Below are 21,063 nucleotides of genomic sequence, written 5' to 3'. Positions count from 1 at the left end.
GACGGCCTTCGTCCGGAACGCCCGCCCGCGGCTGGGGCCGGTGACCTCCGAGGCTTCAGGCAGCCACCAGGGGCGAGCCTCTACGGCCACCCGCGTGCCAAGTCCCCTTCGTTCCGGCGGACTTCCGCTTCCAGGTCCACCACGGTGTACGTGTCGAGTCGCATGATCAGTTGGCTTGCGCGGAGCCAGCGCACCCGGGGGTCGTCGAAGGTGATGCCGGCGGCTTCGGACTTGACGGGAAGCGGGAAGCCGGGGCGGTAGAGGGCGCCCCAGACTCCGGCCAGGTGGAAGTCCCGGACGCGCAGCGCGACATAGTTCTTTCCGAGGTGGGGGCAGAGTCGTACGGAGGTGGCGGCGCAGGGCAGGCAGAGCGGGGGATGGGAGGTTTCCAGCTTCTCGGGCCAGGAGTCGGGGTCGTCCGGGTCCTCGCCGAGGAGCCACAGCACCCCTTCGTCGTTCTCGTCGGCCGGGTCGCCGCAGACCTGGCACAGGAGCCGTCGCATGGTGCGGCGTTGCCGCAGGCCGTGCACCTTGCCGAACTCCGGCCGCCCCCGGCCAGGACGCATACCGACGCGGGACCACAACACCCCACCGGCGTCCCGGTCCTGAACCACCTCATCCGCATACGCGATGCCACCGGCCCGGCCGATGACAACCGGCTGTTCCACATGTTCCTCGCTCCACTGAGCGATATACGGCACCACATCGGGCCGGGGCAACGCGCCCAGAGCCAAGCGACGTTGCTGTTCCGTCAACACGCTGCCGCCCCCTAGCCCAACAGTCCGACCAGAGGGGGAGGGCGGTACTTGGGAAGCGCTTGGAGTGTGGGGAGTCCTCATGCATATGAGATTCGCCGACAGGTAGGGATGAATCTCCCCATAACCAAGGCCGATTGGGGCGCCTCGACGGTAGTCTTCAGAACGCCCAAACGTCCCATGGAGATACCTTGAACAGTTCCTTGCGTACTGCTATGGCTGACGCCGGGCTCTCTCCGCGTCAGTTGGCCATGCGGGTAGGAGTCTCGGGGAAGACCGTCGAGCGGTGGATGGCCGACGACGGGCTGATTCCACACGCGCGGAACCGAGTGGACGCCGCAAAGGCGTTGGGAGTTGAGGCAGAGATGTTGTGGCCCAGGACTGGGAAGAACAGCGTCAGGACCGGGATGGACGGGGAGATCGTCCGCAGCTATCCGTATCGTTCGGCGTGCCCCTCGTCGGTGTGGGGTGAGCTGACCGAGGGGGCCGGTCAGGACATCGCCCTCGCCGGGTACACCAACTACTTCCTGTGGCTGGACCAGCCCGCCTATGTGGACACCCTGCGCCGTAAGGCCGAGGCCGGCTGTCGGATTCGGTTCCTGATCGGGGACCCCGAGGGGGAGGTGACGCGTCAGCGGGAGGCGGTCGAGGACGTGACGCTGTCGGTGTCCACCCGCATCAGGGTCACGCTGGAGCACCTCGCGAAGCTGAGCGAGGTGCCGGGCGTCGAGGCCCGTTTCTCTGGTGCGGCGGATGCCGTGAATCACGTCTCGCTGTCGGTGTTCCGCTTTGACCACGACGCGTTGGTCACTCCCCACCTGGCCCGTGGCGTCGGGCATGACTCGCCGATGTTGCACCTGCGGCGTCAGGAGGAGGGCGGCCTCTTCGACCGGTTTGCCGACCATATCGAGGAGCTTTGGGAACGGGGTCGCACGATCTGACAGCGACCGCGCCCGTTTATTTCCGTGGTTGTTCGCCTACCGTCCGTCTAGGGTGAGCGGCGGTCGGTTCGTGAGTAACTCATGGAGGGGGTAGGGGACTTGAGGAGACGTGCGGGGACGGTGGCACTGGTCGGTGCGCTCTTTGTGGGGGTGAGCGTTTCGGGGGCGGCGGCGAGCGGGGGCGGGCCGGATCAGATTCGGCCCGGGCAGTTGCGGCTTGAGTACGGTGGGGCGTGCGCGCCGGCCGACCAGCCGGGGTGGGCCCGATCTCGGGGCCAGGTCTACGCGGACGCGGTGACCGATCCGGACGGGGATCAGGTGGCCGTGGAGTTCGCCGCCTCGTGGGACGCGGGCGACGGCGCCGGGGACATCGTGCGGTGGACGTCCGGGCTGTCGACGTCGAAGCGGTCCGGCTCAACGTTCTCCGTACGGCTGCCCAACGACCTGCCGGCGGACACGCCGGTGCGGCTGGCCGCGCGGTCGCACGACGGGGGGTCGTACAGCCCCTGGTCGGACAGCGGGGACGGGGCCCACGCCTGCCACTTCACGCTGGATACCGGGGTGCCGGCGGCACCGACCGTCTTCTCGGCCGACTATCCGGAGCTGATTCCCGGCGACCCGTTCGGCCGGTGGCACGAGGGGGCCGGGCACTACGGCGAGTTCACGCTGTCCTCCCCGGACGATGACGTCACCCGGTACACCTGGCGGTTGACCGGCGGTCCGGGTGGCGAGGTCGTCAGCGACGGCGGGGCGCCGCAGACGGTGCGGGTGTTGCCCTCCACCGTGGGGCCGCACTCGTTGACCGCGCAGGCGATCGACCGCGCGGGGAACGTGTCGCCTCCTACCACCTACCACTTCCTGGTGGCCGCCGGCGCCCCGCCGAGGGCCGGCTGGGCGCTGGAGGACGAGGCCGGGGAGGCGTCCGAGCGGTGGGCGGCGCTGGACGGCGGCGCGACCGCCGGGGCCGAGGGCGTCTCGGGCGCGGCGCTGGCACTGGACGGGGTGGATGGCCACGCGGTCACCGAGCGTCCACTGGTCAACACCGACCGGTCGTTCTCCGTGTCCGCATGGGTCAAGCTCGACCAAGTGCCGACAGAGCCCGCCGTGGTGGCCAGCCAGTCGGGTACCCACCGCTCAGGGTTCGAGCTGTACTACTCGGCAGCGGACGACAGCTGGGCCTTCGGGCAGCACCTGGCGGACCGGCCGGACGACGACCGTGCCGCCGTCGCGCTGGCCTCGGATACCCCCGTGGTCAGCGGGGAGTGGACGCGGCTTGTCGGCGCCTACGACGCGGAGCGCTCGGAGCTGCGCCTCTTCGTCGACGGCGAGCTGGCCGCCAGCACGCCGCACCAGGCGGCGTGGAACGCGCGCGGCCCGGTGTGGATCGGCGCGGTGGAGGAGGACGGGGAGCCGGGCTCCGCGTTCCCGGGACTGGTCGACGAGGTGCGGTTCTTCGACCACGTGGCGTATCCGTCCGATGGCGGAAGGCCGGCGGTCGCGTTCCTCGGCATGGACGAGCCGGCGGGCGCCGAACGGGTCTCGGCGGCGGCCGAGGTGCCGACGGCCCAGGTGCACGGCGGCGCCGAGTTCGGCGCCCCGGCGGTATACGGGGACGGCCTGCGCCTGGACGGGACGAGCGGCTACGCCGGCACCGGGACTCCGGTGCTGGACACCACTCACCACTTCGCCGTCGCCGCCTGGGTCCTTCTGGACGAGTTGCCGGCCGAGGACGCGGTGGTCGCCGCCCAGGCCGGCCAGGACGGCTCGGGCCTCCAGCTGTTCTACGCGGCGGAGCGGGGCGCCTGGGCGTTCGGCCAGCCGGGGGACGAGGAAGCCACGGCGATCGGGGGGACGGCCGAGCCGGACGAGTGGACGTCGCTGGTCGGCGTCCAGGACGCCTACGCCGGAACGCTCACCCTCTATGTGAACGGCGACCCGGCCGGCACGGCCCCGATCGCCGAGGCGGGGAACGCCGGCGGTCCGCTGCTGCTGGGGACGGACGGTGTGGGGGCGTTCTTCCCCGGCGTGCTGGACGACGTGCGGCTCTATGACCGGGTCGTCACCGAGTTCCAGGCACGGCAGCTGTACCACCAGGCCCCCGTGCCGGGGTCATAGCGGCTGGGTGCACACCTGCGCCGGCCGCCGCCGTGGATCACGGCGGCGGCCGGCGAGTGCGGTGCCTGGGGCGGTCAGTACGCGCTGTCGACGTTGTCCATCGAGCCGTACCGGTCGGCCGCGTAGTTGCAGGCGGCGGCGATGTTGGCGACCGGGTCGTAGATGTTCTCGCTGGTCCCCTCGACGTGGTACTGCTCAAACGTCGGATCGATCACCTGAAGCAGACCCTTCGACGGAATGTCCTGCTCCGCGTTCGTGTCCCACAGGTTGATCGTCAGCGGATCACCACTCGACTCCCGCATCAGATTCTTGTGAATACCCTCGTAGCTGGCCGGAATACCCTCCTCCTCCAGCACCTCAAGCGCCTCACGAATCCAACCATCGATCTCCTCATCCGAAGCCGGCTCAGGCGTCGGCTGCTCATGCTTCGGAATCACCACCAGCGAACCATCATCGTGGTAGTCCTCACCACGACCCTCATCCTCATCAAACCCATCAGCCCGACCATCCACACCATCGGACTCCGGCTTCGGCTCAGGCTTCGGCTCATCCTTCTCAGCAGCCTTCTCAGCCCTGTCCTCAGCGGGCTCCTCGACCGGCTTCTCGACGTCCCGCTCCTCGTCCCCACCGGCAGTGGTGGCCTGACCGAGCGGACCATCCGCACCCTCGGGAGCGAACGCCGCCGGAGCCGACGTACCCTCGGCCGCCCGCGTCACACCATCCGCCTCAGCGGCCATGGCAGACGTCGCGAACGGCAACGAAAGCGCCGTAGCACCCACCGTCACGATCCCGGCCATCACCACCGGACGAACAACGCGAGCACCCGCACCCTGCGAAGAAACAGTCATGGTCACAACCTCCCGGAACCCCGTAGCAGATATCGGCGAGCAGCCAACATGCACCGGCGACCACCCCCAACGCAAGGCCCTGACCTGCGAAGACACCTCGTAGACCAGGACAGAGGTCCCACCCCACAACCCCACCCCCACACCCCCACCAAGCCACCAGCACACCCCCACCCCACCTCGCACAGGACCAAAGCCCCGTAACCGCCATCACACCCAACGACAGACAAGAACACCCCGGAGTGACCGTTCACCTACGCGCTGTGGAGCGTCTTCGGGGGTTCACGGGTGCATGCGGGCCCCCTTGAGCACCTTGTCGACCGCGTTGCGCGGTCCGTGGACGGCGAGGCCGACCAGGTCCAGCTGGTCCCCCGGTACCGCCCGCACCGCCGCGCGGTTGTCCTGGTCGTTTCCGGTGGTGAAGAGGTCGGCGGTGAAGACCGCCCGAGGGAGGTCGCGGGCCAGGGCGCGGCCGTGTGCGAGGGACAGGGTGTCCTCCGTGCCCTCGAAGACCAGCACCGGCTGTCGGAACATCGGCAGATAGGGCGTGCCGTCGGCGTCCGCGTAGGGCTCGCCGATCACCTCGGGGAGCTGGTGGCCGAGGCCGCTGACCAGGAAGGCGGTCACGTTCAGCCGTTGCCAGGTGGCCAGGTCCCGGCGCAGCAGGACGGCGATCTTGGTCTCGAACCGGGTGCGGGGGTGCTCGTTCTCCATGGCCATGAGCCTGCCGGCCGGACCGCCGCGCCTTCTTGTACGTTCTTGGCATGGTGAGCGCGGCGGAGGAGGTCTTGGCGTGGCGCCCGAGCGTCCCCGGGGTCGTGGAGGTGTTCCACGCCCGTTTCACCGAGCACGCGTATCCGATGCATGTCCACGACGTGTGGACGCTGCTGATCGTCGACGACGGCGCCGTCCGCTACGACCTCAACCGGCGCGAGCGTGGGACTCCCCATGACACGGTGTCGCTGCTTCCGCCGCAGGTGCCGCACAACGGCTCGGCCGCCACCGCGCGGGGCTTCCGCAAGCGGGTGGTCTATCTGGATCTCGACCAGCTCGACGAGGGCTTCATCGGCCCGGCGGCCGACGCCCCCGATCTGGTGGACCCGCCGCTGCGCCGCCGCGTCGACCAGCTGCACGCGGCCCTGGGCCGTCGGGGCGACGAGCTGGAGGCGGAGAGCCGGCTCGCGCTCATCGGCGAGCGGCTGCGCGGCCATCTGCGGCCCAGGGTCGAGCCGGAGCGCGACCAGCGGAGCCGTGGGGTGGCCCACGAGCTGCGGGAGCTGTTGGACGCGCGGACGCTGACGGGGGTGCGGCTGGCGGAGGCCGCCACGTTGACGCACGCCCATCCGACGCATCTGGTGCGGGCGTTCACCGCCGCCTTCGGCATCGCGCCGCACCAGTATCTGGTGGCGCGCCGCATCGATCACGCGCGTCGGCTGCTCCTGGCCGGTCAGCCGCCGGCGGAGGTGGCCGTCGCGTCGGGGTTCTACGATCAGTCGCATCTGACCAGGCACTTCACCCGGCATCTTGGCGTTCCCCCCGGGCGCTACGCCCGTGGTGGGGGTCCCGACCGGGGCTGACCCGCCCCGGCCGTCAGTCGGTGCCCTCGATATAGGAGCGGATGGCCGCGACGGCGGCGCCTCGGGCCCAGTCGGCGAAGTGGTGCGGCTGGCTGAGGATGGTGACGGACGCGTGGTCGCGGCGCCGGGTGGCGACGCCGCGTTCCAGGTCCGCGCGGGCGACCCGGGCCGCGTCGCCGCCCTCGCCCGCGACGATCACGGTCTTGACCATGGTGCTGTTGGCGACGTTGCCGATCATCATGCCCAGCGCCCAGGCGGCCTCCCTGACGACCGCTGCGCAGACCGGGTCGCCGGCCTCCGCGAGCCGCAGCACCTCGGGGTAGCTGGGCGAGCGGCGCAGCCCCTGCCCGGCCGCGCGCAGCACGGCGCGGGTGGTGGCGTAGGAGGAGGCGCATCCTCGGTGGCCGGCCGGGCAGACCGGGCCGCCGGGGTCGAGGATCTGGTGGCCGAACTCGCCGAGGTCGGCCTCGGTGGCGCGCACCTCGCGGTCGTGGAGGAAGAGGGCGTAGCCGATGCCGGCGCCGATGCCGACGATGGCGAAGTCGCTGACGCCCCGGGCGGCGCCGAACCACTGGTGGGAGTAGGCGAGCGCGGTGACGTCGTTCTTGACCACGCAGGGGATGCCGAGCCGTTCGCCGATGAGTCGGCGCACCGGGACGCGTTCCCAGCCGAGCTGTCCCGAGTCGACGAGTTCGGTCTCGTCGAGCCGGGCGGGCGAGTGCGCGTCGCCGCCGAGGGTGATGCCGGCGGCGACGGCGGGCCCGGTCCTGGCGAGGAGGGCGTCGGCGATCTCGCCGAGCTGGGCGACCACGGTGGCGGGGGCGAGGCCGGTGAGGGCGGCCTCGTCCTCGGCGATCACGTCGGCGCGGAGGTTGGTGACCACGGCGTAGGCGCGGTCGGCGGTCAGCTTGACGCCCAGGAAGCGCAGGCTGTCGGCGACGACCTCAAGGGGGCGGGTTGGGCGGCCGTTGACCGGGTCGTAGGCGATGTCGCGCTCGGCGATCAGCCCTGACTCCACCAGCGGTTTCGTCAGCCGGGTGAGGCTGGCGCCGGAGAGGCCGACCTTTCTGGCCAGCGCGGTGCGCGACTGCGGGCCGTGGATCACCAGCTCCCGCAGGATCGGCCAGGCGGGGCGCGGCACCGACCGCCATGCCTGGACCTCGGGTCGGCCGCCCAGATCATCCGTGATGCTCACGGGCACACCCTACGTGCGCCCGGATCGCGGAGACCCAGTCGATCCCTCAGTCGAATCCGTAGTCGAACGCGTAGTCGAATGCTTTTGACGCAAAGCTCCCCCCTCCACGCGAGGCCCCTTTTGCCCCAACTTTTCGAAGAAATTCGCACAGTCTTAAACGTAGACACTAGGGAATGGCCCGGAGTAGGTTGTGCGCCACAAGCCACTGGGGCGGGAGCAGCCGAGGTCATCAGCCCGTCCCCCGGCATGAACACGGGACGGAGAACACCCTTGAGGAGACGTTTCCTCGCACGCCTGGGCGCGCTCACCGGCGTGACGGCGCTCCTGGCCTCCTGCGGTGTGGGGGGTGGCGACGACGGCGTTGTCACGCTCGACTACTGGTGCTGGGGCGAGACCACCAAGGTGGAGGAGTTCAACGCCACCCACACCGATATCCAGATCAACCACACGGATGCGGGCGGCGGGAACGACTCGTCCATCAAGCTGCTCACCGCCAGCCGCGCGGGGAACGCGCCGGACGTCTCCTGTGTGGAGTACCAGACGATCCCCGCGCTGGTCGTCTCGGAGGCCCTGGTCGAGATCACCGACCACGCCGGGGACCTGCCGGAGCGGTTCGACCCCGGCACCTGGCAGTTGACCAGCTTCGACGGGCATGTCTACGGCGTCCCCATCGATATCGGCCCCATGGTCTTCCTCTACAACCGGGCCCGCTTCGACGAGTTGGGGCTGCGCGTCCCCACCACCTGGGACGAGTTCGCCGACGTGGCCGCCGAGGCGCGGGAGCGTGACCCCGACACCTATGTGATGACGCTGCCCCCCGACGGCTTCGGCGGGTTCGCCGGCCTGGCCCAGCAGGCCGGGGGCCAGTGGTGGGAGGTCGAGGACGGCCGGTGGACGGTCGGCATCGCGGACGAGACCTCGCTTGAGGTGGCCGCCTTCTGGCAGGACCTGTTGGAACGGGACCTGGTTCAGGGCGGGCCGATCCTCACCCCCGAGTGGAACAACAAGCTCAACAAGGGCGAGATCCTGGCGTGGCCGACGGGCGTCTGGGGGCCGGGCGTGATCTATGGCATCGCCGAGTCCCAGGCCGGCGACTGGGCGATAGCGCCGCTGCCCGGCTGGGGCGAGGGGGAGAGCGGCGCGGCGGTGCCGTTCCAGGGCGGTTCGGCGCTGACCGTGACCGACGACGACAAGATCGAGGCCGCGGTGGAGTTCATCAGCTGGATGAACACCTCGGAGGAGGCGTGCGCCCTTCAGATCGCCGCGGGCGAGTACCCGGCGTCACTCAGCGGGCAGGCGATGACCGCCGAGCAGCCCCCGCCGCCGCTCGCCGGTGAGCAGGAGGACTACTGGGAGATCGCGAACTACGCGGCGACCAACACCCTGCCGAACCTCCAGTGGGGCCCGAACGTCAACACGGCCCAGTCCGTGTTCTCCGACGCCGTCTCGCCGGCGCTGCGCGGCCAGAAGTCCCTGGTGGACGCCCTGCGCGAGACCCAGCGGGCCGTGGTCGACGACATGGCGCGCGACGGATTCGACATCACCGACTGACCGGCCGAGCGCCGAGCCCCTCCCCCAGCAGAACCCAACCCAGCACGAAGGTAGCCATGGCAGGAGATGTCACCCAGCGGGTCAGTGGGCCCCTGGGGAGCCGCACGGCCCGACGACGGCCGCGGACAGCGGCCCCCTATGTCCTTCTCGGTCCCGCGCTCGCCCTCTTTCTCGCGTTTCTCGCGATCCCGGTCGTCTATGCGCTGTATCTGAGCCTCCAGGGCATGCGGATCGTGGAGGGAGGTGTCTTCGGCACCCGCGAGGAGGTGTTCGTCGGCCTGGCGAACTACCGCGAGACGCTGACCGACGGGGCGTTCTGGTCCGGCTTCGGCCGGCTGGCCGTCTACGGGCTGATCGCGGTGCCGCTGACGCTCGGTCTCGCGCTCTGCTTCGCGCTGCTGCTCGACCACGCCGGCGCCCGGGCGCGGCGGCTCTCGCGGGCGGCGATCTTCCTGCCCTACGCGGTGCCAGGCGTGATCGCCTCGCTGCTGTGGGGCTTCATGTACCTGCCGTCGACCAGCCCGTTCAGCTATCTCACCGAGAAGATGGGGCTGGACGCCATCCCCTTCCTTGAGGGGACCAACATCTTCCCCTCGCTGGCCAACATCGCCCTGTGGGGCGGGGTCGGCTTCAACATGCTGATCATCTACACCTCGTTGCGCTCCATCCCGCCGGAGATCTATGACGCGGCGCGGATGGACGGCTGTAGCGAGTGGCAGCTGGCCTGGCGGATCAAGGTGCCGCTCGTGGTCCCCGCGCTGCTGCTCACCGGGCTGTTCTCGCTGGTCGGCACGCTCCAGGTCTATGGCGAGCCGACCACGCTGGCGCCGATGACCACCGAGATCTCCCAGACCTGGGTCCCGCTGATGCACATCTACCGCAGCGGCTTCATCCAGGACGACCTGCCCATGGCCGCCGCCGGCTCCGTCATTCTGGCGATCGGAACGTTCGCCGTCTCGCTCCTGCTGCTGCGGGTGGCCCAGCGCCGGGCCTTTGGAGGACACCAGTGAGCGCGCCGACGACGACCCGCGCCCCATCGGCCGCGCCCAAGGGCACGCGGGGAACCCACCAGCGGGCCAAGATCCTGCCGACCGCCGTGCTGCTGATCGGCGCCTTCTACTGCCTGGTGCCGATCATCTGGATCTTCGTCGCCGCCAGCAAGTCGCGCGCCGACCTGTTCTCCACGTTCACGTTCCAGCCCGGCACCAGCCTGCTGGACAACGTGCGGGACCTGTTCTCCTACAACGACGGCGTCTACGGGCAGTGGGCGCTCAACAGCCTGCTGTACGCGGGCGTCGGCGCCCTGCTCTGCACCCTGATATCGGCCGCCGCCGGCTACGCGTTCTCGCGGTACTCGTTCCCCGGGCGGAACGCGATCTTCTATCTGATCCTGGCGGGCGTGCTGCTGCCGGCGATGACGCTGGCGATCCCGCAGTACATCATCATGGCCAAGATCGGCATGGTCGGCAGCTACTGGTCGGTGCTGTTGCCGGGGCTGATCTCGCCGTTCGCGATCTATCTGGCGCGGATCTACGCGGACGCCTCCGTGCCCGCCTCGATCATCGAGTCGGCCCGGATCGACGGGGCCAGCGAGTACCGGATCTTCGTCACCATCGGGCTGCCCATGATGCTGCCGGGGATGGTCACCATCTTCATGCTCCAGTTCGTCGGCGCCTGGAACAACTTCCTGCTGCCGTACATCATGCTCGCCGACGAGGAGAAGTACCCGATCAACCTCGGCCTCTACACCGTGTTGACCCGGGGTTCGGGCGAGCCGGCGCTCTATGGCATCGCCATCGTGGGCACGGCCATCTCGATCATCCCGCTGATCGCGCTGCTGCTCTTCCTCCAGCGCTTCTGGCGCCTCGACATGATCAGCGGCGGGCTCCGAGGATAGAGGCCGCCACTCGACCTTCCGGACCAGCGAGCACAGGGAGAAGACCGAACGATGCCCACGTTGACCGACGCCACCCGAGGCGCGCTGCTCTTCGGCGGCGACTACAACCCCGAGCAGTGGCCCCAGGAGGTGTGGGCCCAGGACATCCGGCTGATGCGGGAGGCGGGGGTCAACCTCGCGACCGTCGGCGTCTTCTCCTGGGCCACCATCGAACCCCGGCCGGGGGCGCGGGAGTTCGGCTGGCTGGACCGGGTGCTCGACCTGCTGCACGAGGGCGGCGTCGGGGTCTGCCTGGCCACGCCCACCGCCTCCCCGCCGCCGTGGATGGGCGCCAGGCACCCCGAGACGCTGCCGCGTGACCAGCACGGGGGCGTCGTCTGGTACGGCGCGCGCAACCAGTTCTGCGCCTCGTCCCCGGTGTACCGGGAGCACGCCGCGCGGATCACCCAGGACCTGGCCGACCGCTACGGGTCCCATCCGGCGCTCCGGATGTGGCATGTCAACAACGAGTACGGCACGGCCTGTTGGTGCGACACCACGGCGGAACACTTCCGGCGCTGGCTGCGCGAGCGGCACGGCACCCTGGCGGCGCTCAACTCGGCCTGGGGCACGGCGTTCTGGAGCCAGCGCTATGACGCGTGGGAGGAGATCATCCCGCCGCGCCGCGCCCAGTACCTGAACAACCCGGCCCAGCTGCTGGACTTCCGTCGGTTCACCAGCGACGCCTTGCTGGAGTGTTTCCGGGCCGAACGTGACATTGTCGCGGCCCGCACCCCCGGCATCCCCGTGACCACCAACTTCATGCCGCTCTTCGCCGGCCTCGACGGCTGGCGCTGGGCGGGCGAGGAGGACGTGGTCTCCGTCGACATCTACCCGGATCCGGCCGTGGGCCCCGACGACCCGGCGGGCCCGGCGCACGGGGCGCTGGTCCAGGACCTCACCCGTTCCCAGGCGGGCGGCTCCTGGCTGCTGATGGAACAGGCCGCGTCCGCCGTCAACTTCCGTGCCGTGAACCGGCCCAAGCCGGCGGGGGTCACCCGGCAGTGGTCGCTCCAGGCGGTGGCGCGCGGCGCCGACGGCGTCTGCTTCTTCCAGTGGCGGGCGTCCCGGCAGGGCAGCGAGAAGTTCCACTCCGCGATGCTGCCGCACGCGGGGGAGCGCACCCGCGCGTTCGCCGGCATCCGCGACCTTGGCGCCGAACTCGCGGGGCTCGACGCCGTGTTGGGCGGCGAGGTCAACGCCGAGATCGCGGTGCTGCACGACTGGAACGCCTGGTGGGCGTCCGAACAGCCCGGCCGGCCCTCCGGCGAGCCCAGCTATCCGGGGCTGCTCGCCGCCTGGCACCACGCACTGTGGCAGCGCAACCTGACCTGCGACTTCGCCCCTCCGGAGGCGGATCTCAGCGGATACAAGATGGTCGTCATCCCGCAGCTGTACCTGCTGAGCGATGCGGCGCTGGACAATCTGCTGGCCTATGTCGCCGGCGGCGGGACGCTGGTCTGCGGCTTCTTCACCGGCGTCGCGGACGAGGACGACCGGGTCCGCGAGGGCCTGGTGGACGAGCGACTGCGCCGGGTGCTGGGCCTGGCCGTGCACGAGTGGGCCCCCCTGTCCGCCGGGGAGAGCGTCCGTCTTGACGACGGCACCCGCGGCACGCTGTGGAGCGAGGAGCTGGAGCTGGCCGGCGCGGAGACCGTCGCCGCCTACGCGGACGGCGAGTTGGCGGCCCGGCCCGCCGTCACCCGGCACCGCCACGGGCGGGGCACCGCCTGGTATCTCTCCACGCTGCCCGAGCCGCCGGCACTGGTCGAGCTGCTGGCCACGGCCGCGGGAGAGGCCGGGGTCACCCCGCCGCTGCCCGCGCTGCCGGCCGATGTCGAGGCCGTCCGCAGGGGCGGGCATCTGTTCCTGATCAACCACGGAGCGGACGCCGTCACCGTCCCGCTGCCCACGCCGCACCTGGAGGTGCTCACCGGGCGCGAGCACGGCGCGCGGCTGCTTCTGGAGCGGCGTGGCGTGGCGGTGCTGACGCCCCAGGTCGCGACGGGCTCGGCGGGGTGAACGGGCGCCGGCCACGTATTCTTCCGCCATGAGCGCGGTGAACGGGCCGGCCGGTGGGCGGTCGGGGGGTGACGCCTGGGCGTCGGTGCCCCGGGCCGCCCGGCCGATCCTGCGGGAGCTGGTGATCCACGGCCCGCAGTCCCGGACGGCGCTCGCCAAGCGGCTGGTGCTCTCCACCGGGAGCCTCACCCGGCTGACGAAGCCCCTCGTCGAGTCGGGGCTGGTCGTGGAGCGGGAGGTCGAGCACGACCCCACGCACGGCCGGCCGACCCGCCCGCTGGAGATCGTCGCCGACACCCACCACTTCCTGGGCGTGAAGCTGACCTCCGGCGCGCTGTACGGGGTCCGCACCGATCTGCGGGGCGAGGTCGTCGGACGGGAGAGCGTGCCGCTGCCCGACCTCTCCCCCGACACGGTCGTGGAGGGCGCCGGTTGGCTCGCCGACAGGCTGACGGGCGACGGGCGGCGGCCCGTCGCCGCCGGCGTCACCCTGGGCGGCGAGGTACACGGCGCGATGGGGGACGAGATCATCGACTCGGGCGCGCTGGGCTGGCGGAGCGTGCCGCTGCGGCGGCTGCTGGCGGAGCGGCTCGGGATGCCCTGTGTGGTCAAGCACGACGTGACCGCGCTGGCCGCCGCGCACCAGTGGTTCGGCGACGCCCGCGAGGAGCCGAACTTCGCCGTGATCGCCCTCGGCAACGGCATCGGGGACGGCATCGGCTACGCCCTCTTCGTGCACGGCTCCGCGGTGCGGAGCACCGAGGCCGATCTGGCGGAGTTCGCGCACCAGACCCTGGACGCCGGCGGCCCCATGTGCCCCGAGGGGCACCGGGGTTGCGTCGCCGCCTATGTCGCGGCCGACTCGGTGCGGATCGCTGCGGCGCAGGGCCTTGGCCGCCTCCCCGGCTTCGCCGAGGTGCTGCGGCTGGCGCGGGCCGGCGACCCGGTCTGCGCCGAGGCCGTCAGCGAGGCGGCCAGAGCGCTGGGGGTGGTGATCGCCAACGTCGCCAACAGCGGCCTGGTGAAGACCGTCATCGTGGCCGGTGCCTCCGTCGACATCGCCAGGGCCGCGCGCGACGATCTCGAACGCGGCATCCTGGCGCGGCGTCGCAGCCTGGGCGGCCTCCGGCTCAGCGTGCGGCCCCATGACTTCGGCGACTGGGCGCGCGGCGCCGCGGTCGAGGCCATCAAGGCCCAGCTCGCGGGCGCCGCCTGACCCTCGGGCTCAGCGGCGGCGCAGCCGGATGACGCGGGCGGTCGCCGCGGTGTCCCCGCCGTCGGGGCTGGTCAGCCGCAGCACGCCGGCGTCGGCCCGCCAGTCCAGATCCCAGGCGGCGGCGCCGGCGCCGGGCCCTGGGAAGAGCACCTCGGGCACCAGCTCCGTGCCGCGCGAAGCCGGGACGGGGACGGCCAGCTCGCGGGTGGCGCCCGGGCGGCGCCAGACGGTGAGCAGCAGCTCGGACTCCGGCGTCCGCAGCCCCGTCACCACCCAGGGCTCGTCGGACGCGGTCAGGCCGAGCGGCCAGCACGGCACCGAGCGGGCGATCGTCGCGCGCAGCTCCTTGTGCACGGCCACCGCCTCGCGCACCAGGGCGAGTTGGTCGGCCGTCATGCGGTTGAGGTAGCCGGAGAGGTAGAGCCGGCCCAGGATGCCGGTGGCCAGTGTGAACGCCGATTCCTCGACCGTCATCTCGGGCTGCGTGTAGGCCCAGTTGCCGGCCTGTTCCGGCAGCACGGACGCGGGGGCCGCCGCCGCGATGGGCGGATAGCGCAGCGGGTCCTGCTGGTCGGAGGTGGACTGGAGATGGAGCCGGGAGAGGAGCGCGTAGTCCATCCGCATCGCGCCCGAGGCGCAGTTCTCGATGAGCAGCTCGGGGTGGCGCGTCAACAGGGCGTCCAGCCAGTCGAGATGGGCCCGGTTGTGGTCGAGGAGCCCCTCGCCCGGGTCGGCGCCGCCGAGGTCGGTGCCGGGGCCCGGCATGATGTTGTAGTCGAACTTGAAGAAGCCGACGCCGAACTCGGCGACCAGCCCGTCGACGATCGCGTCGACATGCGCCCTGGCGGCCGGATGCCGCAGGTCGAGGTGGTAGCGGCCGTGCTCGACGACGCGTTCGCCGCGCCGCTGGAAGAACGCCTCGGCCGGGAGCCGTTGGGCCATCGGGGAGCGGACGCCCACCACTTCGGGCTCAAGCCACAGCCCCGGCACCATGCCGCGCGCCCTGATCCGGTCGGTGACCTCGCCCAGGCCGCCGGGGAAGCGGGTCGTCGAGGGGCGCCACTCGCCGACGCTGTCCCACCAGTTGCCGCCCTCGTCGTACCAGCCGGCGTCCACGCAGAAGTACTCGGCGCCGGCGTCGGCCGCCGCGTCGATCAGCGGCAGCAGCTTCTCCGTGGTCGGGCTGCCCATCAGGGTGTTCATGTAGTCGTTGAAGATGACGGGCAGCCGCCGCGAGCGGCCCGCGCGCAGCGCCCGGCGCTGCGCGGTGAGCGCGGCGAACGCCGCGTCCACGCCGCCGGCGGCGACGGCGAGGGACACCGGCACCGTGCGGAAGGGGCGGTCGGCGGAGACGGCGGTGCTCCACTGGTGCTCGGCGTCGGTCGGGCCGAGCAGCGCCAGATAGGCGCCGACCCGCCGCTCGCCCAACTCCCAGTGCCAGGCGCCGTTGTGCTCGATCTGCCAGGCGAGCGCCCAGGAGTCGTCGGAGGCGACGACGGCGCCCGTGGGCAGCCGCTCGCCGGTGGACCAGGAGCTGCGCGAGGTGACGGGGAAGCGGCTGCGGGAGGCGTGGTGATGCACCTCGGCGTCGATGTCGACCAGGCCGGTGGCGCGCAGCGGCACCCGCCGCCAGCGGGACTCGGCGACCCAGTCGGAGTCGGCGTGCAGCACGTCGAGTTGGTCGACGCCGCGCCCCGAGTCGGCCAGGAAGGCGCCCGTGACCGCCGAGGAGACCGCCGTCAGCCGCAGCTCGCCGGCACCGGCGAGGGCGACCTCCGTCCAGACCCGGACGGCCGGCGTGCCGGGGCTGGCCCGGAAGACGGAGGTGACGCGCAGGCCGGTCGCCGAGTCGCCCTGCTCCACGCGGAGTTCGACGTCGGAGCCGACGATGGACTCGGCGTGTCCCAGATAGCGCAGCCGGGTGCCGAGCGTGGTGTCGGCGTAGCGGTGGCTGCCGGGGAACCTGCCGTGGCCGAGGGCCTGTAGCTCCACCAGCGGCGGGGCCGCGGCCTCGTCGATCTCCGGCGCCGGGGCCGCGTCGAGGGGGCGCAGCGACAGCCAGCTGACCGGCAGATCGCCGCCCACGCCGAGGACGAGCCGCACCGCGCCACCGCCCCAGGTCAGCCGCGTGCGCGGGGCGACGGATGGGGCGGTGGTCTGCTCAGGCATGGGGACGTGCTCCGTGGTGGCTGGGGGCCCGGTGCGGCCGGACAGCGCGGCCAGTGGGCTTTGGGTCAAAACCTATGCCGCCTGGGCAAGCCCTGTCCATGCCCCTTCCTTGTGCGAAATCCCGGACAAATCCCGGCAGTAGTGGGAGCCGCCCAAGAGCAGGCTTACGGCGCAAAACCACCTAAGGGGACGGGGCCGACCCCGCGCACCTCACCGAAAGTCGCGCCGCCGGCCGGGAACACCGCACCCCTCACCTCATGTTGAACGCCGTGAAAGTTCCCGTCGCCGGGGTGGCCGGCGGCGGGGCGCCGAGGGCGCGGCGTCGGGGGGCGCCGCGCCCAGGTCTCCCGGGCGCGACGCGGGGTGTTGCGCCCCCCAGCGGTGGCCCGTACGTTCCGCCCATGGAACTGGAGTTGCGCCATCTGAGGGTGATCAGGACCATCGCGGAGGCGGGCAGCCTCAACAAGGCCGCCGGTCGGCTCGGCGTCGCCCAGCCCGCCCTGAGCACCCAGCTCAAGCGGATCGAACGGGCCCTCGGCGGGCCGCTGTTCCACCGGGACCGCACCGGCGCCCGGCCCACCCCGCTCGGCGAGCTGGTGCTCGCGCGCGCCTCCATGCTGCTGCCCGCCGTCAGCGACCTCCAGGACAGCGCCCGCCGCTTCGCGTTCGCGAGGGACCAGATACGCACCATCCGGGTCGGCGGCACCCATGGGCCGCTCCTCGGCGGACTGGTGGGGCGGCTCGCCACGGCCTACCCCGATGTGCCGGTCGGCCTCCACACCGCCTGGTCCGAGGCGGAGATCAGCGCCCTCGCCACCGCCGGCAGGATCGACATCGCGCTGATCGGCGTCTGCGGCGAAAGCCCGCCACCCGGCGGCGACGCGTTGCTGTGGCGAACGGTCGGAGTGGACCCGGTCTTCGTCATGCTCGCCGACGAGCATCCGCTCGCCTCCCAACCCGAGCTGGAGCTCGGCCAGTTGGCGGGCGAGCGCTGGGTGAGCGCGCCGGGGGACGGCTGCTTCGGCGACTGTTTCGCGACCGCCTGTTCCCGCGCCGGCTTCTCCCCCGCGACGTTCTACGAGACGGATGTCGCCGCCTGCGTCCACCTGGTGCAGCTCGGTTCGGCCATCGGGCTGTGCCGCGCCACCCTGCCGCCGACGCCTGGCGTCGCCGTCCGGCCGCTGGCCGGGGTGCCGCTGCGCTGGCGCCATCTGCTCGGCCGCCTCCCCGACGCCCCGCCCGAGCCGGTCGCCGACGACATCCTGGGCCATGCCCGCGCCGTCTACCAGGAGGCCGTCCTGCGCAGCGCGGCGCTCCGCGGCTGGCTGCCAGGGCACCCCGGGTTCGGCATGGCCTCCTGACGCCGACTCCCGGGCCCGGCGGGGGCCATAACACCGCGACAGAACCCTTTTGACAGGTGCACGCACTCCGGACGGCGCGGCTACGGTTCCCGCAGTCGAGACCGTCCCCACCGCGAGGAGTGCCCCATGCAGCGCAGACGTGGCACGGCGATCGCGGCCGTGTTCGCCGCGGCAGCCCTGATCGCCACCGCCGCACCGGCCACCGCCGGCCCCACCCCGCCCACCACACCCCCGCAGGTCAGCGCCCAGGAGTTCCCCGAGACCGCCGAAGCTCCCGACCTCCCGGCCGCCCTGCTGGCAGCGCTTGAGCGCGACCTCGGCCTCAGCCCCGACGAGGCCAGGGCCCGGATCGCGGGCGAGCACCGCGCCGGACTCGTCGAGCCCCTGCTCCGCGCCGAACTCGGCACCGCCTTCGCCGGCGCCCGGGTCGAGGGCCCCGACGCCCGACTGATCGTCGCCACCACCGACGCCGGCGAGGTCGCCACCATCGAGGCGGCCGGCGCCAGCGCCGAGGTCGTCGACCACGCACTGGTCGAACTGGAGGCGGTCAAGGCCGCGTTGGACGAGACCGCAGCCAGCCACCCCACCGCCGAGACGCCCGTCTGGTACGTCGACGTCACCAGCAACAGCGTGGTGCTGCACGCCGGGCGGGACGCCGCGGCCCAGGACTTCCTGGCCGCCGCCGACGTCCCGGCCGAGCTGGTCGACGTGGTGCCGTCCGCCGAACAGCCGCGCCCGCTCTACGACCTGCGGGGCGGCGAGGCGTACTACATCAACAACTCGGGCCGCTGTTCCGTCGGCTTCTCGGTGACCAGGGGCACCACCCCCGGGTTCGCCACCGCGGGGCACTGCGGCCGGGTCGGCGCCAGCACCCAGGGCCACAACCGGGTCGCCCAGGGCACGTTCCAGGGCTCCGTCTTCCCGGGCCGCGACATGGCCTGGGTCGCCGTCAACAGCAACTGGACGCCGACGCCGCAGGTCACCAGCTCCCCGGTGGCCGTCGCCGGCTCGACACAGGGCGTCGTCGGCGCCTCCATCTGCCGCTCCGGCTCCACCACGGGCTGGCACTGCGGCCAGATCCAGCAGCACAACACCAGCGTCACCTACCCCGAGGGCACCATCAGCGGAGTCACCCGCACCTCGGTCTGCGCCGAGCCGGGCGACTCCGGCGGCTCCTACATATCGGGCAGCCAGGCGCAGGGCGTCACCTCAGGCGGCTCGGGCAACTGCCGCACCGGCGGCACCACCTACCACCAGCCGATCAACCCGCTGCTCAGCCAGTTCGGCCTCACCCTGGTGACCACCGGCAGCGGTCCGGGGGAGCCGGGCGAGCCGGGTGAACCAGGCACCTGGACCGTCGGCACCACCTATCAGGCCGGCGACACGGTGACCCACGGCGGCGCCGAGTACCGCTGCGTGATCACCCATGTCGCCCAGGCCGGCTGGGACCCGGTCTCGGCGCCCGCGCTCTGGCAGCGGATCTGAGCCGGCCCGCCCAGCCGGGGGGACGGGGCGCGCCTCCAGCCGCCCCGTCCGCCCCTGTCGCCGGCCCGGCTCAGGCCGCCGGGCCGGCGACACCCACCCCGACCCCTCCGACGAGGAGAGGACCATGGCAGAACCCGAGCGCCCCGACCCCACCCGCCCCGGCGTCAGCCGCAAGAACCTGTTACGGGCCGCCGTGGCCGCCGCCCCGGCGACCGTCCTCCTCGGCGCCGGCGCGCCCACACCGGCGCTGGCCCGTGAACAGGCCCACCAGAACCGGCCGTTGACACCCACGCCCACCTGCGACGACGGGGACGATCCCACGCCACCGCAGATGGAGGGCCCCTACTTCAAGCCGAACTCGCCGCGCCGCACCAGCCTCCTGGAGCCGGGGGACGCCGCCCTCCTCACCGTCAGCGGCTATGTCTTCGGCCTCGACTGCGCCCCCCTCGCCGGCGTCCTCCTCGACTTCTGGCAGGCGGACACCAGCGGCGGCTACGACATGGCGGGCTACCGCTACCGCGGGCACCAGTACACCGACGAACGCGGCGCCTTCACCCTGGAGACCGTCTTCCCCGGCCTCTACCCCGGCCGCACCCGGCATCTGCACGTCAAGGCGCAGGCGCCCGGCCGGCCGGTCCTCACCACCCAGCTCTACTTCCCCGACGAGCCACGCAACGCGACCGACGCCCTGTTCGACCCGGCCCTGCTGATGACGGTGCGCTCCTCGGGGCCCGCGCGCGAGGGCTCCTTCGACTTCGTCCTCGACGTCCCGGGCGGCGGCCCGGGGCCCGATCCCGACGACACCTGGCGGATCGGGGTGAGCTACCGCGTCGGCGACACCGTCGTCCACGGCGGCACGGCCTACCGCTGCCTGATCGCCCACCAGGCCATCGCCGGCTGGGAGCCGCCGAACGCCCCCGCCCTCTGGCAGCCGGCGCGGGGCTGAGGCCCCCGCCGGCGTGGACGGCCCCGGGGCGGCGCTGGTCGCCGCGCCCGGGGCCACCGGCGTTGTCAGTGCCGGGTGGCAGACTCCGACCCATGAAAGAAACGGTGTCGCTACGCGACGTCACAGCGGCCGACCTTGAGGTGTTCCACCGCCAGGAGGCCGACCCCGAGGCCGCGCGCCGGGCGAACTTCCCGCCCCGGGAGCGCGAGGTCTTCATGAACCACTGGCGGACCAAGGTCCTCGGCGATCCCACGGTCCTGGTCCTGGCCATCACGGTCGACGGCGTGCTCGCGGGCAACGCGGTCGCCTGGTGGGACGAGGGCCGGCGCTTCCTCGGCTACTGGCTCGGCCGGGAGTTCTGGGGCCGGGGCATCGGCACCCGCGCGCTGGCGCTCTTCCTCGCCGAGGAGAAGACCCGCCCGCTGCACGCCGATCCCTTCGTCGAGAACGTCGGCTCCGTGCGGCTGCTGGAGAAGCACGGCTTCCAGCGCGCCGGGACGGTCCGATACGGCGAGCACGAGCACCTCATGCTGATACTTCACGAGAGCCACTGACGGCTCTTCTCCTCCCCTCCTGCCGGGGGTCGGCGCCTTCCCCTGTTGACTCGACGCCACGGCTGCGGTCAACTAGTCGACGTGAGCGTCGGGTTGGCCTTGATCACGCGTGACCACATCGACCTGGGTCGAGTGTGGTCGGCGTCCTGTCCGCGCTGACCCCTGCGGCGCCCCGCCGGCTGTGCCGGCCGCGCGCCTGAGAGCTTCCCCCAGCTCTCCCGCGGTTCTCCCCAGGTTCTCCCGTTCCCGCTCCGCCCTCGCCGGGCCGCTCGCCCAAGCGTGCGTCCGGCCGCCTCCCGGAGCCTCCCCGCGCCACCCTCCGACGACCGTCGCACCGCGCTGACGGCGCGCCCGGCCCCGGCCGGCCGCCCGTCTCCGCGCCGGGCCACGGCGTG

Annotated in this window: 17 protein-coding genes; 12 read left to right on the top strand and 5 right to left on the bottom strand. The window is 72.1% G+C overall.

Annotated elements, in window-relative coordinates:
- Nucleotides 1-80: 80 nt before the first annotated feature.
- Nucleotides 81-734, bottom strand: coding sequence for a hypothetical protein (locus tag K4G22_RS21760; protein WP_228082023.1), 654 nt, complete (start codon nucleotides 732-734; stop codon nucleotides 81-83).
- A 428-nt stretch (nucleotides 735-1,162) separates the two neighbouring features.
- Here K4G22_RS21760 and K4G22_RS21755 point away from each other — a divergent pair, with 428 nt between their 5' ends.
- Both K4G22_RS21755 and K4G22_RS21750 read left to right on the top strand, forming a co-directional pair.
- Nucleotides 1,163-1,696, top strand: a complete 534-nt coding sequence (locus K4G22_RS21755; protein WP_322785123.1) for an XRE family transcriptional regulator — start codon at nucleotides 1,163-1,165, stop codon at nucleotides 1,694-1,696.
- Nucleotides 1,697-1,816: 120 nt separating this feature from the next.
- Entirely contained in the window at nucleotides 1,817-3,811 is a 1,995-nt protein-coding gene (locus K4G22_RS21750) for a LamG domain-containing protein (RefSeq protein ID WP_228082021.1), read from the top strand.
- 74 nt (nucleotides 3,812-3,885) lie between these two features.
- Here the strand turns inward: K4G22_RS21750 and K4G22_RS21745 are convergent, their stop codons facing one another.
- Nucleotides 3,886-4,659 (bottom strand): transglycosylase SLT domain-containing protein, encoded by a 774-nt coding sequence (locus K4G22_RS21745; RefSeq protein WP_228081988.1) that lies wholly within the window; start codon nucleotides 4,657-4,659, stop codon nucleotides 3,886-3,888.
- A 279-nt stretch (nucleotides 4,660-4,938) separates the two neighbouring features.
- Nucleotides 4,939-5,370, bottom strand: coding sequence for a DUF2000 domain-containing protein (locus tag K4G22_RS21740; protein ID WP_228082020.1), 432 nt, complete (start codon nucleotides 5,368-5,370; stop codon nucleotides 4,939-4,941).
- 50 nt (nucleotides 5,371-5,420) lie between these two features.
- Here K4G22_RS21740 and K4G22_RS21735 point away from each other — a divergent pair, with 50 nt between their 5' ends.
- Nucleotides 5,421-6,233, top strand: a complete 813-nt coding sequence (locus K4G22_RS21735) for an AraC family transcriptional regulator (RefSeq protein ID WP_228082019.1) — start codon at nucleotides 5,421-5,423, stop codon at nucleotides 6,231-6,233.
- Nucleotides 6,234-6,246: 13 nt separating this feature from the next.
- On the opposite strand, the gene K4G22_RS21730 is transcribed toward K4G22_RS21735, so the two are convergent.
- On the bottom strand, nucleotides 6,247-7,428 hold the full coding sequence (locus tag K4G22_RS21730) for an ROK family transcriptional regulator (protein WP_228082013.1): 1,182 nt from the start codon (nucleotides 7,426-7,428) through the stop codon (nucleotides 6,247-6,249).
- Between the two features lie 270 nt (nucleotides 7,429-7,698).
- Here K4G22_RS21730 and K4G22_RS21725 point away from each other — a divergent pair, with 270 nt between their 5' ends.
- From K4G22_RS21725 to K4G22_RS21705, 5 genes are read left to right on the top strand one after another with little or no spacing between them, the layout of a single operon-like run.
- On the top strand, nucleotides 7,699-8,979 hold the full coding sequence (locus K4G22_RS21725) for an extracellular solute-binding protein (protein WP_228082009.1): 1,281 nt from the start codon (nucleotides 7,699-7,701) through the stop codon (nucleotides 8,977-8,979).
- Between the two features lie 56 nt (nucleotides 8,980-9,035).
- Complete coding sequence (locus K4G22_RS21720; RefSeq protein ID WP_228082005.1) at nucleotides 9,036-9,989, top strand: carbohydrate ABC transporter permease; 954 nt, start codon at nucleotides 9,036-9,038, stop codon at nucleotides 9,987-9,989.
- Entirely contained in the window at nucleotides 9,986-10,876 is an 891-nt protein-coding gene (locus tag K4G22_RS21715; RefSeq protein ID WP_228082003.1) for a carbohydrate ABC transporter permease, read from the top strand. The genes K4G22_RS21720 and K4G22_RS21715 overlap by 4 nt, the downstream gene beginning before the upstream one ends.
- A 51-nt stretch (nucleotides 10,877-10,927) precedes the next feature.
- Nucleotides 10,928-12,937 carry a beta-galactosidase gene (locus K4G22_RS21710; RefSeq protein WP_228082001.1) on the top strand — a complete coding sequence of 670 codons (2,010 nt, stop codon included), beginning with the start codon at nucleotides 10,928-10,930 and terminating at the stop codon, nucleotides 12,935-12,937.
- Nucleotides 12,938-12,965: 28 nt separating this feature from the next.
- Nucleotides 12,966-14,153, top strand: coding sequence for an ROK family transcriptional regulator (locus K4G22_RS21705; RefSeq protein WP_228081999.1), 1,188 nt, complete (start codon nucleotides 12,966-12,968; stop codon nucleotides 14,151-14,153).
- A 9-nt stretch (nucleotides 14,154-14,162) separates the two neighbouring features.
- Here K4G22_RS21705 and K4G22_RS21700 read toward each other — a convergent pair whose 3' ends face one another.
- Nucleotides 14,163-16,322, bottom strand: a complete 2,160-nt coding sequence (locus tag K4G22_RS21700; protein WP_228081997.1) for a glycoside hydrolase family 36 protein — start codon at nucleotides 16,320-16,322, stop codon at nucleotides 14,163-14,165.
- A 401-nt stretch (nucleotides 16,323-16,723) separates the two neighbouring features.
- Here K4G22_RS21700 and K4G22_RS21695 point away from each other — a divergent pair, with 401 nt between their 5' ends.
- From K4G22_RS21695 to K4G22_RS21680, 4 genes are all read left to right on the top strand, one after another.
- Nucleotides 16,724-17,683, top strand: coding sequence for a LysR family transcriptional regulator (locus K4G22_RS21695; protein ID WP_228081995.1), 960 nt, complete (start codon nucleotides 16,724-16,726; stop codon nucleotides 17,681-17,683).
- A gap of 126 nt (nucleotides 17,684-17,809) precedes the next feature.
- The gene (locus K4G22_RS21690; RefSeq protein ID WP_228081994.1) at nucleotides 17,810-19,168 is read left to right on the top strand and encodes a carbohydrate-binding protein; all 1,359 of its coding nucleotides are present in this window, start codon (nucleotides 17,810-17,812) and stop codon (nucleotides 19,166-19,168) included.
- A 124-nt stretch (nucleotides 19,169-19,292) separates the two neighbouring features.
- Nucleotides 19,293-20,114, top strand: coding sequence for a carbohydrate-binding protein (locus K4G22_RS21685; RefSeq protein WP_228081993.1), 822 nt, complete (start codon nucleotides 19,293-19,295; stop codon nucleotides 20,112-20,114).
- A gap of 92 nt (nucleotides 20,115-20,206) precedes the next feature.
- Nucleotides 20,207-20,668, top strand: a complete 462-nt coding sequence (locus tag K4G22_RS21680) for a GNAT family N-acetyltransferase (protein ID WP_228081992.1) — start codon at nucleotides 20,207-20,209, stop codon at nucleotides 20,666-20,668.
- Nucleotides 20,669-21,063: the final 395 nt, after the last annotated feature.

It is taken from the genome of Streptomyces profundus (assembly GCF_020740535.1).
GTDB lineage: Bacteria > Actinomycetota > Actinomycetes > Streptomycetales > Streptomycetaceae > Streptomyces > Streptomyces profundus.
This window is presented reverse-complemented; position numbering and strand designations above follow the sequence as displayed.

Bases quoted from the DNA above. Each gene is read 5' to 3' on its own strand.
- K4G22_RS21705 (WP_228081999.1), top strand. From the start codon at position 12,966: ATGAGCGCGGTGAACGGGCCGGCCGGTGGGCGGTCGGGGGGTGACGCC.
- K4G22_RS21745 (WP_228081988.1), bottom strand. From the start codon at position 4,659: ATGACTGTTTCTTCGCAGGGTGCGGGTGCTCGCGTTGTTCGTCCGGTG.
- K4G22_RS21680 (WP_228081992.1), top strand. From the start codon at position 20,207: ATGAAAGAAACGGTGTCGCTACGCGACGTCACAGCGGCCGACCTTGAG.
- K4G22_RS21690 (WP_228081994.1), top strand. From the start codon at position 17,810: ATGCAGCGCAGACGTGGCACGGCGATCGCGGCCGTGTTCGCCGCGGCA.
- K4G22_RS21700 (WP_228081997.1), bottom strand. From the start codon at position 16,322: ATGCCTGAGCAGACCACCGCCCCATCCGTCGCCCCGCGCACGCGGCTG.
- K4G22_RS21740 (WP_228082020.1), bottom strand. From the start codon at position 5,370: ATGGAGAACGAGCACCCCCGCACCCGGTTCGAGACCAAGATCGCCGTC.
- K4G22_RS21735 (WP_228082019.1), top strand. From the start codon at position 5,421: ATGGTGAGCGCGGCGGAGGAGGTCTTGGCGTGGCGCCCGAGCGTCCCC.
- K4G22_RS21685 (WP_228081993.1), top strand. From the start codon at position 19,293: ATGGCAGAACCCGAGCGCCCCGACCCCACCCGCCCCGGCGTCAGCCGC.
- K4G22_RS21695 (WP_228081995.1), top strand. From the start codon at position 16,724: ATGGAACTGGAGTTGCGCCATCTGAGGGTGATCAGGACCATCGCGGAG.
- K4G22_RS21755 (WP_322785123.1), top strand. From the start codon at position 1,163: ATGGACGGGGAGATCGTCCGCAGCTATCCGTATCGTTCGGCGTGCCCC.
- K4G22_RS21710 (WP_228082001.1), top strand. From the start codon at position 10,928: ATGCCCACGTTGACCGACGCCACCCGAGGCGCGCTGCTCTTCGGCGGC.
- K4G22_RS21720 (WP_228082005.1), top strand. From the start codon at position 9,036: ATGGCAGGAGATGTCACCCAGCGGGTCAGTGGGCCCCTGGGGAGCCGC.